We start from the raw sequence: 17,802 nt of genomic DNA on the forward strand, positions 1-17,802 counted from the left end.
CGCACGCCGGTGCGCCCGGCCCGGGTCCTGCTGCACGTCTTCCTCGCCGGCACCGCGCTGGCCTGGCTGGCGCCGCTGCTGTGGGCGGTCCTCGCGGCCCTGCGGCCGTACTCGGAGACCAGCAACAAGGGCTATGTGTCCTGGCCGGACACGCTGAACTTCGACAACTTCAAGAACGCGTTCCAGCAGTCCGACATGCTGCACTACTTCGGCAACACCCTGCTCATCGCGGTCCCGGCCGTGCTGATCACCCTGGTGCTGTCGTCGATGGTCGCCTTCTACGTCTCGCGCTTCGACTTCCGCCTCAACATCGCCCTGCTGCTGGTCTTCACCGCCGGCAACCTGCTCCCGCAGCAGGTCATCATCACCCCGCTGTACCGCCTGTACCTGCTCATCGACCTGCCCGGCATCACCATGAGCGGCAAGCTCTACGACTCCGCGCTCGGCCTGGTCCTCATCCACGTGGCCTTCCAGTCCGGGTTCTGCGCCTTCGTCCTCAGCAACTACATGCGGATGCTCCCCCACGAGCTGACCGAGGCCGCCCTGGTCGACGGCGCCTCGGTGTGGCGGATGTACTGGCAGATCGTGCTGCCCCTGTGCAAGCCCGCCATGGCGGCACTGGGCACGTTGTTGTCCATCTGGATCTACAACGACTTCTTCTGGGCCATCGTGCTGATCTCCACCGGCGAGAACATGCCGATCACCTCGGCGCTCAACAACCTCTCCGGCCAGTACTTCACCGACCCCAACCTGGTCGCCGCCGGCGCCCTGCTCACCGCGATCCCCACGCTGATCGTGTACTTCGTGCTCCAGCGCCAGTTCGTCAGCGGACTGACCCTCGGCGCCAACAAGGGCTGACCGCCCGCACCTGAGAGAGAACCACCGTGCCCCACCCCTTCACCCCGCTCGCCTCCGTGCCCGTGGATCCCGTCAGGGCCCGCGTCCACGAGGAGGGCTGGCAGTCCTGGAGCCCCAGCGGCGCGTACGCCCTCGGCGACAAGCCGTACCGCCCGACGAACGACAACTGGGCGACGGTCTGCTACCGGCCGGGCGTCACCGTCCCCGAGGGCGCCTTCCAGGGCGAGGGCCTGCTGGCGCTCGACCCGGGGGACGGATCGCCGGTACGGCTGTGGGGGGCGCCGGATCCGCTGCACGAGGTGCCGTCGATCCGTCTGGTCGCCGAGGGCTCCGTGGCGGAGGTCTCGGCCGACGGCCCGGTGAAGGAGTTCACGGGCACCGACATCCCGTCGGTGCTGGCCGAGTGGGCCGCCGGACTCGGGGTCGCGGCCCCGCGCCCGGCGCCCACCGTCTGGTGCTCCTGGTACGAGTACTTCACCAGCGTCACCGAGGACGACATCCACGAGAACCTCCGTGCGATGGACACCCTCGACCTGCCCGTCGACGTCGTCCAGATCGACGACGGCTACCAGAAGGCCCTCGGCGACTGGCTCACCCTCTCCGGCCGCTTCCGCTCCCGCGCGGGCATCGCCGACGCGATCCGGGCCCGGGGCCGCCGCGCCGGCATCTGGACGGCCCCCTTCCTGGTCGACCCGGCCAGTGACCTGGCCGCCGAGCATCCCGACTGGCTGGTCGAGGACCTCGACGGAGGCTTCCTGCACGCCGGCCGCAACTGGGGCCACGACCTGTGCGTCCTGGACACCACCCACCCCGAGGCGGCCCAGTACCTGGCGTCGGTCTTCAGGACGCTGGTGTCCGAGGGCTACGACTACTTCAAGGCCGACTTCCTGTACGCGGGTGCGCTGGAAGGCGTGCGGCACTCCTCCGTGGACGCGCTCACGGCGTACCGCGCGGGCATCGAGCTGATCCGCGAGGCCATCGGCGAGGACGCCTACCTGCTCGGCTGCGGGGCGCCCGTGCTGCCCTCCATCGGTCTGTTCGACGCGATGCGGGTCAGCCCCGACACGGCCCCCCATCGCCGCCCCGAGGCCGACGACTACAGCCAGCCGGGCCAGGACCCGGCCGAGTTCACGGGCGCCGGCCGCCAGTGGCAGCACGGCCGGCTGTGGGTCAACGACCCCGACTGCCTGATGGCCCGCCCGGCCGTGGAGACCCGCGAGCGCTGGGCGGCCCACGTGGAGGCGACCGGCGGCCTGATGGCGTCGAGCGACCGCCTGCTGTCCCTGGACCAGTGGGGCGTGGAGACGACCCGCCGCCTGCTCGGCGGTGACGTCCGATGATCGCGGAAGGCATCGCCTACGGCGGCGACTACAACCCCGAGCAGTGGCCCGAGGAGGTCTGGGCCGAGGACGTACGCCTCATGCGCGAGGCGGGCGTCAACATGGTCAGCGTCAACATCTTCGCGTGGGCGCTCCTCGAACCCCGCGAGGGCGAGTACGACTTCTCGCGCCTCGACAGGATCCTCGCCCTGCTCCACGAGAACGGCATCGCCGCCGACCTGGCCACCCCGACCGCGGCCCCGCCGGCCTGGTTCTTCCGCGAGCACCCGGAGGCGCTGCCGGTCGACAAGGACGGCAGGAGACTGTCGTACGGCAGCCGCCAGACGTTCTGCCCCTCCAGCCCCGCCTACCGGGAGGCGGCCCTGCGGATCGCCCGGGTGCTCGGGGAGCGGTACGCCGACCACCCGGCGGTCGTGATGTGGCACGTCCACAACGAGTACGGCTGCCACAACGCGGAGTGCTACTGCGAGCTGAGCGCGGACGCCTTCCGGCGTTGGCTGCGGGCGAAGTACGACGACCTGGCCGCGCTCAACCACGCCTGGGGCACGACCTTCTGGAGCCAGTGGTACTACGACTGGGACGAGATCATCCCGCCCCGCGCCACCGGGGCCGTGCCCAACCCGACCCACCAGCTGGACTGGCGGCGCTTCTGCAGCGACGAGCTGCTGGCGCTGTGCACGGCGGAGCGCGAGGTGCTGCGGGAGGCCGCTCCCTCGGTGCCGGCCACCACCAACTTCATGGTGATGTACAACTTCGACGCGCTGGACTACTGGCGCTGGGCACCGGAGCTGGACGTCGTCTCCAACGACCACTATCTGAGGTCGACGGACCCCGAGTCGGAGATCGACATCGCGCTCAGCGGCGACCTGGTCCGCTCGCTGGCGGGCGGCCCGTGGCTGCTGATGGAGCACTCGACGGGCGCGGTGAACTGGCAGCCGGTCAACCGGGCCAAGACAGCGGGGGAGTTGCGCCGCAACGCCCTCGCGCACGTCGCCCGCGGCGCCGACGGCATCGCCTACTTCCAGTGGCGGGCCGCGAAGGCGGGCGCCGAACAGTGGCACTCGGCGATGCTGCCGCACGCGGGCACGGACAGCCAGATCTGGCGTGACGTGGTCGCGTTGGGCGCGGAGCTGAAGGCGCTGGCGGAGGTGCGGGGCAGCACGAGCCCCGCCCCGGTCGCCGTCGTCTGGGACTGGAACGCCCGCTGGGCCCTGGAACTCCCCTCCCAGCCCAGCGAGTCGGTCCGCTACCTGGACCTGGTCCGCTCCTGGTACGAGCCGCTGTGGCGCTCCGGCGTGGCGGTGGACTTCGTGCACCCCTCGGCGGACCTGTCGCGGTACCGGCTCGTCCTCGCCCCCGCCCTCTATCTGGTCGACGACGAGGGCGCGCAGAACCTGACGGGCTTCGCGTCCGGCGGCGGCACGCTGGTCGTCGGCTTCCACAGCGGGGCCGTCGACGCCAACTGCCATGTCCGCCTGGGCGGTTACCCGGGCGCCTTCCGCGAGGCACTCGGCGTCACCACGGACGAACTGTTCCCGCTGCTGCCGGGGGAGTCCCTGGGGCTGAGCGGCGGGGGCACGGCGTCCCTGTGGTCGGAGCGGGTACGGCCGGCCGGCGCGGAGGTCGTGACCTCGTACACCTCGGGCCCGCTGACCGGAGTCCCGGCGGTGACCCGGCACACCTACGGCGAGGGCGTCGCCTGGTACCTGGCCACCCACCCGGACCCGTCGACGCTGGCGACTCTGCTGGACCGCATCCGCACGGAGGCGGGCGTGGCGCCGGTGCGGGAGACGCCGGAGGGCGTGGAGGCGGTGCTGCGGCGGGGCGAGGAGGCCGACTATCTCTTCCTGATCAACCACGGTGAACGGGACGCCGAGGTGCAAGTGGCCTCCCGGGCAACCGAGTTGCTGAGCGGCAAGGGCATCGACGGCGGCCGGGTGACGGTGGCGCCGGGCGATGTGGCGGTCGTACGGGAATCACACTGAGACGACCTTGCCCACCGGGCGGGCCGCTCCTGCCCTCCTGGTGGCACTGGTCGCGGTGCTGGCGGTGACGTCGCTGCGGTGAGACGCGGCGGGGCGCGGCACCCCCCTCGGATGCCGCGCCCCTTCCCCGTCCCCCGTCTCCGTGGTGGCTACTGGATGCTGTGGACCTCCGGGAGCGTGCCCGTGCGTGCGGCCCGGCCGTACCAGAGGGCACTGGACTTGGGTGTCCGTTCCAGCGTCGCGTAGTCGACGTAGACCGCGCCGAAGCGCTTCTCGTAGCCGTACGCCCACTCGAAGTTGTCCAGCAGGGACCACAGGTAGTAGCCGCGGACGTCCGCGCCGTCGGCGATCGCGCGGCGGACCGCGGCGAGGTGACCGTGCAGGTAGGAGATCCGCTCGGGGTCGTGGACGCGGCCGTCGGGGTCGGGCTTGTCGTCGTAGGCCGCGCCGTTCTCCGTGATGTACAGCGGCAGACCCGGGGCCTCGCGCGTGTAGCGCATGATCAGGTCGTGCAGGCCCGTCGGGTCGATCGTCCAGCCCATCTCGGTGCGCTCGCCCGGCGTCTGGTGGAACGTGACGTCGTCCGCGCCCGGCCACGGGGAGTGCGCGCTGCTGCCGTGACCGTCGGCGCGCGGCCCGCTGGTGTCCGCGTCGGCGGACGAGACCAGTGCGGGCGTGTAGTAGTTGAGGCCCAGCGCGTCGAGCGGCTGGTTGATCAGGGCGAGGTCGCCGTCCTCGACGAACGACCAGTCCGTGATCAGCTCCGTCGCCGTGAACAGCGTCTGCGGATACGCCCCGTGCAGGATCGGCCCGTGGAAGACGCCGTTGGCCAGGTCGTCGATCTTCTGCGCCGCCGCCAGGTCCGCCGCGTCCTGCGAGAAGGGCCTGACCACCGAGGAGTTGAGGCTGAGCGCCACCGAGTTACGGGCCGGCATCGAGGCGCGCAGGGCAGAAGTGCCCAGCCCGTGCGCCAGGTTCAGCGTGTGGGCCGCCTTCAGTGAGGCGGCGGGGTCCGTACGGCCCGGCGCGTGCACTCCCGAGGCATAGCCCAGGAAGGCCGCGCACCACGGCTCGTTGAGGGTGATCCACTGCTCCACCCGGTCGCCGAGCGCCTCCCCGACGATCTGCGCGTACTCCGCGAAGCGGTACGCCGTGTCGCGCTCCGGCCAGCCGCCCGCGTCCTCCAGCTCCTGGGGCAGGTCCCAGTGGTAGAGCGTCACGGCCGGCTTGATGCCGTGCGCGAGGAGCTCGTCCACCAGCCGGCGGTAGAAGTCCAGACCCCGCTGGACCGCGGGGCCGCGGCCGGTCGGCTGCACCCGGGACCAGGAGACCGAGAAGCGGTACGCCGTCAGGCCCAGGTCGGCCATGAGCGCCACGTCGTCGCGGTAGCGGTGGTAGTGGTCGACAGCGATGTCACCGTGCTCGCCGCCGGCCGTCTTGCCCGGGGTGTGGCTGAAGGTGTCCCAGATGGAGGGCGTACGGCCGTCCTCCCGCACCGCCCCCTCGATCTGGTAGGCGGAGGTCGCGGCTCCCCACAGGAAGGCGGGGGGAAAGGTCACCGGGGTCACCGGCGATTCGGGCTCAGGCATGGAAGCGCTCCCATTGGGGGTCGTTGAACAGACCGACTGATGGAGGGGGGAGGGGAGGGGCAGGGGCCGAAGCGGCGGCGGCCCGGCCCCAGGAGACGTGCGGGAGGAACCGTACGGCGGGCGTCAGCCCTTGATCGCGCCCTGCATGATGCCGCCCACGATCTGCTTGCCGAACAGGAGGAAGGCGATCAGCAGCGGCAGCGTGCCGAGGAGCGCGCCCGCCATGATCACGGCCTGGTCGGGGACATAGCCGGTGCCGAGGGAGTTGAGGGCGACCTGCACGGTCGGGTTCTGCTGGTTCAGGGCGATGATCGGCCACAGGAAGTCGTTCCAGGCGAACACGAAGGTCAGCAGCCCGAGCACGGCCATCGCAGGGCGCGCCGCCGGGAAGACCACGTGCCACACCACCCGGATGCTGCTCGCCCCGTCCACTCGGGCCGCCTCGATCAGCTCGGTGGGCAGCGCCTGCACCAGGTACTGCCGCATGAAGAAGGTGCCGAAGGCCGTGACGAGGGTGGGCAGGATGACCGTCTGGAGCTGGTTCGACCAGCCGAGGTCCGCCATCCACAGATACAGCGGTACGACCGCCAGCTGCGGCGGGATCATCATCGTGCCGATCGTCAGCAGCAGCAGAAAGCCCGAGAACCTGAACCGCAGCTTGGCGAAGGCGAAGCCGGCGAGCGTGGAGAACAGCACCGTGCTGATCGTGATGGCGCCCGCCACGATCACGCTGTTCAGCATCGCGGTGCCGAGACCTGCCTCGTCCCACGCGGTCTGCATGTTCTTGAACAGGTTCCCGCCGAACCACAGCGGCGGCGGCGTCTCGGCGAGCCTGCGGTCGGTGCGTGAGGCCGCGATCGCCGTCCACACCAGGGGCGCCAGCGAGACCAGCGCGAAGACCGCCAGGACGAGGTAGGTCACCGGGCCCGCGTGCAGCTGCTTGCCCGCGCCCATCACCCGGCGGGAGGCGCCCCGCTTCTTCCCCGGCTGAGGCTTCGCCTGAGGCAGTGTCAGTTCACTGGTGGTCATTGGGACTTCCTCAGACGTCGGGTGACCAGCAGATTGATCGCGGCGATGATCAACAGGATCAGGAACATCGACCAGGCGATCGCGGACGCCTTGCCGAGGTTGCCGATGATCCAGCCCTGGTCGTACATGTACAGGCCGAGCGTCTGGTACTGGTGCTCGGAGCCGCCCTTGGAACCGCTCACCCCGCCGAACAGCAGGGGCTCACCGAAGAGCTGGGTCGCACCGATGGTGGAGACGACCACCGTGAACAGGATGGTGGGCCGAAGCTGCGGGACCGTCACGTGGATGAACTGCTGCCAGCGGTTGGCCCCGTCGATCGCCGCCGACTCGTACAGGTCGGCCGGGATCGCCTGCATCGCCGCGAGGTAGATCAGCGCGTTGTAGCCCGTCCACCGCCAGACCACGATCGAGGACACCGCGAACTGCGAACCCCAGTCGGACTCACGCCAGTTGATGGGGTCGATGCCCACGAAGTCCAGCAGCCAGTTGATCATGCCGCCGTCCCACGAGTACAGCAGCGTGAAGACGAGGGTCGCCGCCGCCACCGAGGTGGCGTACGGGGTCAGCATCACGACCCGCCACACGGTCGAGCCGCGCAGCCGGTAGTTGAGCAGATGGGCCAGCCCGATCGCCGCCATCAGCTGCGGCACGGTCGAGATCACACCGATGGTGAAGGTGTTCTTGAGGGCGTTCCAGAAGAAGTCCGAGGACAGCAGGTTCTGGTAGTTGTCCAGACCCGCCCAGGTCTGGGTGTGCAGCGAGGACAGCTGCACGTCGTGCAGCGAGTACCAGGCCGTGTACAGCAGCGGGACCAGCGAGAAGGCCCCGAAGATGATGAAGAAGGGGGCGATGAACACGTACGGAGACGCCTTCATGTCCCAGCGGTACAGCCGGCTGCGCCAGGGGTCCTTGCCCTCGGGCGGCGTACCGCGACCGTCAGCGCCCCGGGCCGCGCCCGGCTGGGAGCCGGACGCGGCCTCGACGCTCGACGCGGGATGCGCGAGTGCCTGCTTGGGACTTGTCACTGGCCGAGCACGTCCTTGATCTCGTTCGTGGCAGCGTCCCAGCCCTGCTCGGGCGACTTGCCCTTCTGCTCGACCTGGAGGATGCCGATGTCGGTCAGCGCGGTGTTGATCGGCTGGTCCTTGACACCGAAGACCTGCGCCGGGATCGTCTTCGCCGAGTCGGAGAAGATCTGCGTGATCGGCGCGTTGCTGAAGAACTCCGTGGTGGCGGTGGCCGGCTTCAGGGTCGAGTACGCCGACGGGGTCGACGGGAAGCTGGCCTGCTTGGCGAAGACCTTCGCCTGCTGCTCCGGCGCGGTCAGCCACTTCGCCAGCGCTATGGCCTCCTTCTGGTGCTTGCCCGCCGTCGGCACGCCGATGAAGGAACCGCCCCAGTTGCCCGCGGTCGGCGCGGCCGCCACGTCCCACTTGCCCTTGCCGGCCTCACCGGACTTCTCCTGGATGTAACCGATCATCCAGGCGGGGCAGGCCACCGTGGCGAAGGAGGCGTTCGCGTAGCCCTGGTCCCACGGCTTGTCGAACTGCTTGAGCTTCGCCGACATGTTGCTGGTCGCCACGGACATCGCGACGTCCCAGGCGTTCTTCACACCGTTGGACTTGTCCCAGACGACCTTGCCGCTCTTGTCGTAGTAGCGCTCGCTCTCACCGTTGAGGACCGCGTTGTAGACGGAGGAGGCCGAGTCCACGAACTTGGTGCCGCTCGGCGCCTTCTTCATGTACTGCTTGCCGAGGTCGACGTACTTGTTCCAGTCGCCCTTCCACTGCGCGGCGAGCTTGGTGCGGTCGGTCTCCAGACCGGCCTTCTCGAACAGGTCCTTGCGGTAGCAGATCGCCATCGGGCCGATGTCGGTGCCGAGCCCGATGAGCTTGCCGTCAGGAGTGGTGGCCTGGGCGTTCTTCCAGTCCAGCCACTGCGACTTGTCGACGTCCTTGCCGAGGTCGACGAACTTGGAGCTCTGCGTCTGCACGGCCTCGGTGATGTTGCCGACCTCGATGGCCTGGATGTCGTCGGTGCCGGAGCCGGCCTGCAGCCGGGTGAGGACCTTCGGCCAGTAGACGTCGGTGCGGGTGGTGACGTTCTCCTTGATGGTGACGTCGGGGTGCAGCTTCGTGTACTCGTCGTACAGACCGGCCTGCTTGTAGCCGAAGACCCCGAAGGTGCCGACGGTCAGTGTGGTCTTGCCGCCACCGCTGTTGCCCGACCCCGACGAGTCGTCGCCGTCGTCCGAGTCGCCGGCGCATCCGGCCAGCACTCCCGTAGTCAGTGCGGCGACGGCCGCCAGGGCCAACAGCCGGTGGGACCGGCGGGTAGTCGTGCGCATTGCGTCCTCCTGTTGCCTGACGTGCCGACCCCCCGGCCAACTGCGTTGTTGGACCCGTTAGTTCTTGCTGCGGCTCGGGCGGGGAACGTGCGGGATATTTATGTGTCAGGTACCGTGGGAGCGCTCCCACAAGTGATGTGTTGAAGGTTCGCGGGTCGGAGCGAGGGTGTCAAGGGAGTCGACGCGGAGAGATGCGTTCAGTTATCAGCCCGTTAACTGGACCCGCTCGCACGGCCGTCGCTCGCGCTCGTGGACGTGCGGTGCGGGGGGCGGTGGCCCCCGCGACAGTCACGTCCCTGCGCGGGACTGTTAAATTCCAGGCCAGCTTAGATACACGGTGGGAAGGCGGAGCCCATGGCAAGCCACGGAGCGCGGAGCCGGAGCGGTGGCCGGCCCACCCTCGAGGAGGTCGCCGCGCGCGCCGGCGTCGGCCGGGGCACCGTTTCCCGGGTGATCAACGGCTCGCCCCGGGTCAGTGACGCCACCCGGGCGGCGGTCGAGGCGGCGGTGGCGGAGCTCGGGTACGTCCCGAACACGGCCGCACGCGCCCTGGCGGCCAACCGTACGGACGCGATCGCGCTGGTCGTACCCGAGCCGGAGACGCGGTTCTTCGCCGAGCCGTACTTCTCGGACATGCTCAAGGGCGTCGGCGCGGAGATCTCGGAAACCGAGATGCAGCTCCTGCTGATCTTCGCGGGTAGCGACCGCGAACGCCGCCGGCTGGCCCAGTACCTGGCCGCGCACCGGGTGGACGGCGTGCTGCTGGTGTCGGTCCACGCCGACGACCCGCTGCCCGACCTGCTGGCCCAGCTGGAGATCCCGGCCGTGATCAGCGGCCCGCGCTCGGCAGCGGAGACGCTCCCCTCCGTGGACTCCGACAACTACGGCGGCGGCCGCTCGGCCGTGGAGCACCTGCTGGCCGGCGGCCGCCGCACGATCGCGCACATCACGGGCCGCCTCGACGTCTACGGCGCCCAGCGGCGCGTCGACGGATACCGGGACGCGCTGCGCGACGCGGGCCACGAAGTGGACGAGCGGCTGATCGAGGCGGGTGACTTCACGGAGGAGGGCGGCCGCCGGGCGATGACGAAGCTGCTGGCCCGCCGCCCCGACCTGGACGCGGTCTTCGCCGGCTCCGACGTCATGGCGGCCGGCGCCCGCCAGGTGCTGCGCGAGGAGGGGCTCGGCATCCCCTCGGACGTGGCCCTGATCGGCTACGACGACTCGGCCATAGCGCGCCACATGGATCCGCCCCTCACCAGCGTCCGCCAGCCCATCGAGGAGATGGGCCGCCACATGATCGACCTCCTCCTCTCGGAGATCGCCGACCGCCGCCCGGCGGTGTCCCGGGGACTGGAGCGCCGCCAGGTGGTACTGGCCACGGAACTGGTGACGCGAGCCTCGTCCTGACCTCTTCGGCGAGGACGACCATCAGCCACACCAGCATCAAGAGGTTGAACGCAAGGATCACCCATGACCGCCCATCCGCTGCTGGACGTCGACGACATCCCCGAGACCGAGCCGTACCTATGGAGCGTGGGCGAGGTGTTCCGTTCCTTCCGCGAACAGGACTCCGGCTGCCTCTCCCACGGCGTCCGACTCCCCGACGGCAGCCGCTGGTTCGTGAAGGAGGCCACCACCGACCGGGGCCGGCGCTCCCTCGACCGCGCCTGGGCCTTCCACGGGACGGTCCGGCATCCGGCGATCGTCCCCCAGTTGCACCGGATCACCGTGGGAGACCGCCGTACGGCCGTCGTCATGCCATGGCACGACGGCGAGATCCTCTACGACCCCACGGCCCGCGCACGCTTCCGGGCCCTGCCCCTCGACCGCGTCCACCACGCCCTGGACCGGGTCCTGGACGCCCACCTCGTCGTCGAGGCCGCGAGCCAGGTCGCCGTCGACCTCTACGACGGTGCCTTCCTCTACGACTTCGACGCCCACGAGCTCCGCCTGATCGACCTCGACGACTACCGTCCGGGCCCGTTCGTCCTGACCGAGGACCGCCTCCCCGGCTCCACCCGCTTCATGGCGCCCGAGGAGTGGCGGCGCGGCGCCACGATCGACACCCGCACCACCGTCCACGTCCTCGGCCGCACCGCCCGCCTCCTCCTGGACGCCGGCCCCGGCGAGGACGCCTTCCGCGGTACGCCCGCGCAGCTCGCGGTCGTCGAACGGGCCACGCGTCCCGAATCGGGCGAACGGTTCGGCAGCGTACGGGAGTTGGTGGAGGCGTGGCGGGCGGTGTCGTAGCGCGGCGGCTCAGGCGGCCTGAAGGCCGTACCCGAGTGACTCAGGCCTTGTCGAAGTAGTGGCCCGCCGCCAGGTCCGGGAGCAGCGCGGGCTGTTCCGGCCGCCAGCCGAGCAGCTTCTGCGTGAGTGCGCCCGAGGCCCGCATGTCGATGGCGGCGAACCGGCCGAGCCAGCCGAAGTGGTCCGTCGCCTCCTCGGGGGCCACGCTCGCGACCGGCACGTCGAGTCCCCGTCCGATCGTCTCGGCGATCTCGCGGAACGGCACCCCCTCGTCCCCGATCGCGTGCAGCCGTACGCCGGCCGGCGCCTGTTCCAGTGCCAGCCGGAACAGCCGGGCCGCGTCGAGCCGGTGGACGGCGGCCCAGTGGTTGGAGCCGTCACCCACCATGGCGGAGACGCCCTTGCCGCGCGCGAAGTCGATGAACATGGGCACGAAGCCGGCGTCGCCCTCGCCGTGCACACTCGGGGGAAGCCGCAGCACCACCGAGCGCACCCCGCGCTCGGCGAGCGCGAGCGTCGTGACCTCCGAGGCGAGCCGGTGATGACCGGGGGAGGCGGGGTCGGCCGGGTCCTCCTCGGTGCCGAGGCGTCCCGGCGCGGTCAGCAGTCCCGAGGTGACCACGAAGGGCTTGCCGGAGCCTTCGAGCACCCCGCCGATGGCCTCGATCGCCCTGAGGTCGGCCTCGCCCGAGGCGCCCAGGTCGGTGAAGTCGTGGATGAAGGCCAGGTGGGCGACGCCGTCGGCCGCCTCGGCACCCCGTTGCAGACTGTCGAGGTCGGTCAGGTCGCCGCGGTGCACCTCCGCTCCGACGGCCTTGAGCGCCTGCGCGGACCGGTCCGAACGGGCCAGGCCCACGACCTCGTGCCCGGCGCCGAGGAGCTCACGGGTGACGGCGGAACCGACGAAGCCGGTCGCTCCGGTGACGAATACACGCATGGTGATCCTTCGTTGTGAGGAGTGAATGCCTCTTCAGGGTGCGAAGGCGAGGCCGCGACCGTCCAAAGCCTGTTTCGTATGACGCAATACGGATCAGGCATCACCGCAGGTGAAAGGCGCTACAGGCCAGAAACAGCCGTCGGCATCGACGTACGCTTCAGGCATGACCGACCTCGACCTCCGGCTGGTCCGGTACTTCACGGCCGTCGCCGAGCACCGGCACTTCGGGCGGGCCGCCGACGCGCTGCACGTCACACAGCCGTCGCTGAGCCGGCAGATCCGGCGCCTTGAGCAGCAGCTGGGCGCGCGGCTGCTGGAGCGGACCCCGCAGGGGAGCAGGCTCACCGAGGCCGGGGAGGTCTTCCTGCCCCGGGCGAAGGCACTGCTGCGTTCGGCGGCCCAGGCGGCGAGCCTTGCCCGGGCCGCCGCCGAGCCGAGTCGGATCACCGTGGGCTACACGACGGGGATCATCGTCACCCCGGCGGTGCGCGCACTGCGCGAACGCCTCCCGGACGCCGACGTCAGGACCACGCACGTCGACTGGACCGAGCGGACGACGGTCCTGCCCGAGCTCAAGGTCGACGTCCTGGTGACGCGGCTGCCCTTCCCGACCGAGGGGGCGCAGGTGACGGTCCTCTACGAGGAGCCCCGGGTGCTGGTGCTCCCGGTCGGCCACCGTCTCGCGGGCAAGGAGTCCGTCACCCTCGACGACATCGCCGACGAGCCGCTGGTCCGGGTGGCCGACCCGGCGTGGAACGCGTACTGGCGCATCGACCCCCGCCCGGACGGCCGCCCGGCACCCGACGGGCCGCTGGCCGACGCCCTGGAGGACAAGTTCGAACTCGTCGCCTCCGGACAGGCCCTGGCCATCACGGCGTTGCCCCGGGCCGGTGCACTCCGCCCCGATGTCACCGCGGTCCCGCTGCACGGCGTGGAGCCGGCCCATGTGGTCCTCGCGACCCGCGCCGAGGACCGGAGCCGACTGGTCGCGGCCTTCCGCAGGGCCGCGCGGACCGTGCTCAAGGCGTCCGGCTCCTGAAACGACCTCAGCGGGTGACCTTGTCTCCAAGGTCACCCGCTGAGGAATCAGGGTGAGTGACGGGACTTGAACCCGCGGCCACCTGGACCACAACCAGGTGCTCTACCAACTGAGCTACACCCACCATGTTCGGCTGTTCGGATCTCTCCGACCGGCCGAGAAAAAGTGTACAGGGTCTGAAGGGGTGCTCGCGCCCGGCTTTTACCGCGCCGGCAGCACGTGCTTCGCGGCGATCGTCTTCGCGGTGTCGGAGTCGGGTCCGGGCTGCGGGACGAAGATCGCCTCGCGGTAGTAACGCAGCTCCGCGATGGACTCGCGGATGTCGGCGAGGGCGCGGTGGTTGCCGTTCTTGTCCGGGCTGTTGAAGTAGGCCCGCGGGTACCAGCGCCGGGCGAGTTCCTTGACGGAGCTGACGTCCACGATCCGGTAGTGGAGGTAGTCCTCCAGGGTGGGCATGTCCCTCAGCAGGAAACCGCGGTCGGTACCGACGGAGTTGCCGCACAGCGGGGCCTTGCCGGGTTCCTTGACGTGCTCGCGGACGTAGGAGAGGACCTGCTCCTCGGCGTCGGCGAGGGTGGTGCCGCCGGACAGCTCCTCGAGCAGCCCGGACGCGGTGTGCATCTGACGCACCACCTCCGGCATCGTCTCCAGCGCCTGGTCCGGCGGGCGGATGACGATGTCCACACCGTCGCCGAGCACGTTGAGCTCGGAGTCGGTGACGAGGGCGGCAACCTCGATGAGCGCGTCGTCGGACAGCGAGAGGCCGGTCATCTCGCAGTCGATCCACACCATGCGATCGTTCATGCGAACACCCTACGGCTGACGTCTGTGTTTGTGGCGCCCCGTGTCGGTGCCGGGCACCTGGAACGCCGGGCGGGCCCTCGCAGGCCGCGCCCGGCGTCAGGACGTCACGCTCCGCTGCGCTGCCCCGGCAGGCTCGCCCGGCCGCCGCCGACGTACAGCTCGCGGCCGTTGTCGGAGTGCGGGCCCACGGGGGCCGGGGTACGGCGGGTCTGGAGCGGTACCGGGCCGCTCTCCGGGTGCAGCGGCATGGGCGCGCTGGGCGCTGGTCCCGTCGGGCTGCCCACCACCGGACCGTCGCTGTCCACGGGCTTGTCGCCCTGCGGCCGGCGGGCCCGGTACGCGGCCCGGTAGGCGGCGGGGGACGAGCCCAGCTGCCGCCGGAAGTGCCCGCGCAGCGCCACCGGCGAGCGGAAGCCGCAACGCCCGGCGACCTCGTCCACCGAGTAGTCCGACGTCTCGAGCAGCCGCTGCGCCTGCAGCACCCGCTGGGTGATCAGCCACTGCAGCGGGGCCGAACCCGTCAGCGAGCGGAACCGGCGGTCGAACGTACGACGGCTCATGTACGCCCGCGCCGCCAGCGTCTCCACGTCGAACTGCTCGTGAAGGTGCTCCAGCGCCCAGGCGACGACCTCGGCGAGCGGGTCGGCGCCGATCTCCTCTGGTAAAGACCTGTCGAGGTAGCGCTCCTGACCGCCGGAGCGGCGCGGCGGGACCACCAGGCGGCGGGCCAGCGCGCCGGCCGCCTCGTTGCCGTGGTCCGTCCGCACGATGTGGAGACAGAGGTCGATTCCGGCCGCGGTACCGGCCGAGGTCAGTACGTCGCCGTCGTCCACGAAGAGTTCCCGTGGATCGACGTGCACCGACGGATAGCGCTTGGCCAGCGTCGGTGCGTACATCCAGTGTGTCGTGGCGGGGCGGCCGTCCAGCAGGCCCGCCGCCGCCAGCACGAAGGCGCCGGTGCACAGTCCTACGATGCGGGCGCCCTCCTCGTGCGCCCGGCGCAGAGCGTCGAGCGCCTCCTCCGGTGGCGGAGAAGTGATCGAACGCCAGGCCGGCACGACGACCGTGCCCGCGCGCGAGATCGCTTCCAGGCCATGCGGTGCGGTGAGTTCCAGGCCCCCTGTGGTCCGCAGTGGGCCGTCCTCACCGCCGCACACCAACAGTCGGTAGCGCGGTACGCCGGCGTCCTGGCGGTCAATCCCGAACACCGACAACGGTATGGAACTCTCGAAAATGGGGCCGCCGCTGAACAGCAGCACCGCGACGATCTCCTTGCGGCGTCGCCCGGAAAGCTTCCGGGCCGCGGCTTCCGGCGCGGCAGTGGAGTCGTGGCTCATCCTGCTAAGCCCCCCTCGGTGGTCGCGGCGCCCCTAACTTGTCGGGCATGTCGCTCCAGCACGTTTCCCCTCGGTCCTGCACGAGTCCCCCGCCGTAAGACGTCAAGATCGAATCTACTGTGTCCCGTGGTGCCGGCGTGACCAGTTCGTCATCCGGCACATTGTCGACATGGCAACTTGGCGTAAAGCATTCGATCACGAAGCGTTGCACTCGTGGGCCGTGCAGGGAAGTGCGCCTTGTGGCAGTGGCTAATCCACGTAGGGTGCACGGAACCCCGGAGACCCTATCCGTGCAGGTGGAACGGGGGTTGAGGGGTGGTTGGACCAAGGGACACGCCCAACGCGGAAGTTGGCTGAAAAGAATCGTCGCGGTGCACGGAAACCGGTCAGCCGACCGGTGTATTTCCCCCGGTGTGACGACCGCCTCGACGGGCCCCGGTACCACTCCTGTGATGACGGCCACGGCGGGGCGCAAGCTCCTCGGCGCGCAGGCGGGCCGCGCCGCGCTCCGACTGGCGCAGGAGGATACGGCAGACGCCCGTGACGGCGGCGAGACCGAGGGCGGTGCCCGTCGCGCCGGCCAGTGAGGTGCCGTACCAGACGAGCACCACGGGGACGAGGACGCAGCTGAAGGCCGCCCAGCGGACCACGTCCGTGGCGGAGTCCTCGGAGGGCGGTCGGTGTCCGGTCATGGTGTGCTCCCTGTGGCGTCTCCCCGCGGCGTGGCTCACGGGTTCAACGCGTGTTCGACCCTTCGGTCACTGTGTCGAGGGGCCGTCCGGGGGGCGGGCCGGTGGTCCGGGGCGACGACGGCCGCGGGCATCCTGTGCAAACCGCCTGTACAGCACAGCAACCATTGCGTTACGGGCGCCCCTCGTGCATGCTCCCTGGAACCCCCACGGACCGAGGGCGGGCTCTGGGCTAAGGAGGCGTGGCGCCGTACCCTTGGGGGTATGGGGTTGGGAAGATGATTCCCGGACACAGCTCCGCCGCACACGGTCGTCCCTCCCACACAAGGATCACAACGCCGAGACAGCCATGGCCGGTCACGAATTCTTCGAACCCGCGGACCGCAAGCGGCCCGTCGCCGACCACACGGCGGCCGAGCCCCTGGCGGCGGAAGAGCCACGCCATTCCTGCGACCCCGCCTTCAAGCACGGCGTCGTGGTCGGCTTCGACGGCTCCATGTCCAGCGAGCGCGCCCTCGCGTACGCGATCGGCATGGCCCATCGCTCCGGCTCGGGCCTGATCATCGTGCATGTCGCCAACCGGCTGCCCACCACCGTGTGGGCCGGCTGTGAGCCACCGGTCTTCGTCGACGTGCCGGACCACCGCACCGAGGTGCTCGGCCTGGAGCTCGCCTGTGCGGACTATCTGGCCGAGGTCCCCTGGATCCTCGTCGAGCGCGGCGGAGACATCTGCCACGAACTCGAGGAGGTCGGGCGGGAGTACGAGGCGGACGCGATCGTCGTCGGCTCCACCCACGGCATCGTCGGGCGCATCTTCGGCTCCGTCGCGGGGCGGCTCGCCAAGCGGGCGAAGCGGCCCGTCATCGTCATTCCCTGACGGACCGTTCTCCCAGGTGGGACAGTCGAATTTACTCGTGCGCAGAGGTGTTTGTGCCCTTGTGAAGGGCATATATCGGTCATCGCACCACCCCACCCGCACGAAGGGAGCCCGCCGTGGACAAAGATGTCTCCGCGGGAAGCGCAACCACCACCGTGGTCGGCCGACTGGCCCTGGGTATCACCCTGTTGGCGTTCGGACTCGGCCACACCGATGTGATCGACGGCGTCACGGCCACTGACGCCGTGTCAATCGCCCAGTACGTGGGGGGCGTTGCCCTCTTCGTGGCGGGACTGCTCGCCTTCCGCGACGGTGACTCCGTCTCCGGTACGGCGTTCTCGGCGCTCGGAGCGCTCTGGTTCACGTGGGCCGTCTCCGCCGACCACCAGGTCTCCGCCAACGCGGCCGGTCTGTTCCTGCTGTTGTTCGCCCTCGTGGCCCTGTCGCTCACCCTCGCGGGCGGGGATCAACTCGCCCAGGGCACCTACGGGTTGTTCTTCGTCTCCCTGGTGCTGCTCGCGATCGGTGTGTTCGCCGACAACGACGGTCTCGCGAAGGTCGGGGGCTGGTTCGCCGTGGCCGCGGGGGCCGTTGCCTGGTACGCGGCGACCGCGGCGCTCGCGCACTGGCCCACGGTGCTTCCTCGACGTGCTGCCGGCCGGGGCGTGACGGCCACCGGTTAGCCGCACGGGCCGGGGGGTTGGGCGGCCTCCCGGCG

Annotated in this window: 16 protein-coding genes and 1 tRNA gene; 8 read left to right on the plus strand and 9 right to left on the minus strand. The window is 70.3% G+C overall.

The annotated features are described in order from the left end of the window. The 3 genes from ABZT02_RS12985 to ABZT02_RS12995 form a co-directional block, all read left to right on the plus strand. On the plus strand, positions 1-858 hold an 858-nt coding region (locus ABZT02_RS12985; protein WP_356017154.1), incomplete at its 5' end, for a carbohydrate ABC transporter permease. 26 nt (positions 859-884) lie between these two features. Continuing rightward, entirely contained in the window at positions 885-2,198 is a 1,314-nt protein-coding gene (locus ABZT02_RS12990) for a glycoside hydrolase family 36 protein (protein ID WP_356017156.1), read from the plus strand. After that, entirely contained in the window at positions 2,195-4,183 is a 1,989-nt protein-coding gene (locus ABZT02_RS12995; RefSeq protein ID WP_356017158.1) for a beta-galactosidase, read from the plus strand. The genes ABZT02_RS12990 and ABZT02_RS12995 overlap by 4 nt, the downstream gene beginning before the upstream one ends. A 149-nt stretch (positions 4,184-4,332) precedes the next feature. Here ABZT02_RS12995 and ABZT02_RS13000 read toward each other — a convergent pair whose 3' ends face one another. From ABZT02_RS13000 to ABZT02_RS13015, 4 genes are all read right to left on the minus strand, one after another. After that, complete coding sequence (locus tag ABZT02_RS13000) at positions 4,333-5,772, minus strand: GH1 family beta-glucosidase (protein WP_356017160.1); 1,440 nt, start codon at positions 5,770-5,772, stop codon at positions 4,333-4,335. Positions 5,773-5,895: 123 nt separating this feature from the next. Next, positions 5,896-6,801, minus strand: a complete 906-nt coding sequence (locus ABZT02_RS13005) for a carbohydrate ABC transporter permease (RefSeq protein ID WP_356017162.1) — start codon at positions 6,799-6,801, stop codon at positions 5,896-5,898. After that, the gene (locus tag ABZT02_RS13010) at positions 6,798-7,826 is read right to left on the minus strand and encodes a sugar ABC transporter permease (protein ID WP_356017164.1); all 1,029 of its coding nucleotides are present in this window, start codon (positions 7,824-7,826) and stop codon (positions 6,798-6,800) included. Before ABZT02_RS13010 ends, ABZT02_RS13005 begins: the two co-directional genes overlap by 4 nt. After that, positions 7,823-9,148 (minus strand): ABC transporter substrate-binding protein, encoded by a 1,326-nt coding sequence (locus ABZT02_RS13015; protein ID WP_356017166.1) that lies wholly within the window; start codon positions 9,146-9,148, stop codon positions 7,823-7,825. Before ABZT02_RS13015 ends, ABZT02_RS13010 begins: the two co-directional genes overlap by 4 nt. A gap of 354 nt (positions 9,149-9,502) precedes the next feature. Between ABZT02_RS13015 and ABZT02_RS13020 the strand changes: the two genes are divergently transcribed. Beyond that, a complete protein-coding gene (locus tag ABZT02_RS13020) occupies positions 9,503-10,558 on the plus strand; it encodes a LacI family DNA-binding transcriptional regulator (RefSeq protein WP_356017168.1) in 1,056 nt (351 codons plus the stop codon). 63 nt (positions 10,559-10,621) lie between these two features. Next, the gene (locus tag ABZT02_RS13025) at positions 10,622-11,401 is read left to right on the plus strand and encodes a serine/threonine protein kinase (protein ID WP_356017170.1); all 780 of its coding nucleotides are present in this window, start codon (positions 10,622-10,624) and stop codon (positions 11,399-11,401) included. Between the two features lie 40 nt (positions 11,402-11,441). On the opposite strand, the gene ABZT02_RS13030 is transcribed toward ABZT02_RS13025, so the two are convergent. After that, a complete protein-coding gene (locus tag ABZT02_RS13030) occupies positions 11,442-12,338 on the minus strand; it encodes an SDR family oxidoreductase (protein ID WP_356017172.1) in 897 nt (298 codons plus the stop codon). Between the two features lie 163 nt (positions 12,339-12,501). Between ABZT02_RS13030 and ABZT02_RS13035 the strand changes: the two genes are divergently transcribed. Beyond that, positions 12,502-13,377 carry a LysR family transcriptional regulator gene (locus tag ABZT02_RS13035; RefSeq protein WP_356017174.1) on the plus strand — a complete coding sequence of 292 codons (876 nt, stop codon included), beginning with the start codon at positions 12,502-12,504 and terminating at the stop codon, positions 13,375-13,377. A 51-nt stretch (positions 13,378-13,428) separates the two neighbouring features. On the opposite strand, the gene ABZT02_RS13040 is transcribed toward ABZT02_RS13035, so the two are convergent. The 4 genes from ABZT02_RS13040 to ABZT02_RS13055 all read right to left on the minus strand — a co-directional run bounded on the left by ABZT02_RS13040 (position 13,429) and on the right by ABZT02_RS13055 (position 16,210). Beyond that, positions 13,429-13,501, minus strand: a tRNA-His gene (locus tag ABZT02_RS13040). Positions 13,502-13,578: 77 nt separating this feature from the next. Beyond that, positions 13,579-14,181, minus strand: coding sequence for an oligoribonuclease (gene orn / locus ABZT02_RS13045; RefSeq protein ID WP_037721863.1), 603 nt, complete (start codon positions 14,179-14,181; stop codon positions 13,579-13,581). Between the two features lie 104 nt (positions 14,182-14,285). Beyond that, positions 14,286-15,518: a helix-turn-helix domain-containing protein gene (locus ABZT02_RS13050; protein WP_356017177.1), complete on the minus strand. Its 1,233-nt coding sequence runs from the start codon at positions 15,516-15,518 to the stop codon at positions 14,286-14,288. 386 nt (positions 15,519-15,904) lie between these two features. Beyond that, positions 15,905-16,210, minus strand: coding sequence for a hypothetical protein (locus ABZT02_RS13055; RefSeq protein ID WP_356017179.1), 306 nt, complete (start codon positions 16,208-16,210; stop codon positions 15,905-15,907). Between the two features lie 346 nt (positions 16,211-16,556). Between ABZT02_RS13055 and ABZT02_RS13060 the strand changes: the two genes are divergently transcribed. Continuing rightward, positions 16,557-17,084, plus strand: a complete 528-nt coding sequence (locus ABZT02_RS13060) for a universal stress protein (RefSeq protein ID WP_356017181.1) — start codon at positions 16,557-16,559, stop codon at positions 17,082-17,084. Between the two features lie 116 nt (positions 17,085-17,200). Beyond that, positions 17,201-17,767 carry a GPR1/FUN34/YaaH family transporter gene (locus ABZT02_RS13065; protein ID WP_356017183.1) on the plus strand — a complete coding sequence of 189 codons (567 nt, stop codon included), beginning with the start codon at positions 17,201-17,203 and terminating at the stop codon, positions 17,765-17,767. The last annotated feature ends 35 nt before the right edge of the window (positions 17,768-17,802 follow it).

Source organism: Streptomyces sp. NPDC005402 (genome assembly GCF_040606575.1).
GTDB lineage: Bacteria > Actinomycetota > Actinomycetes > Streptomycetales > Streptomycetaceae > Streptomyces.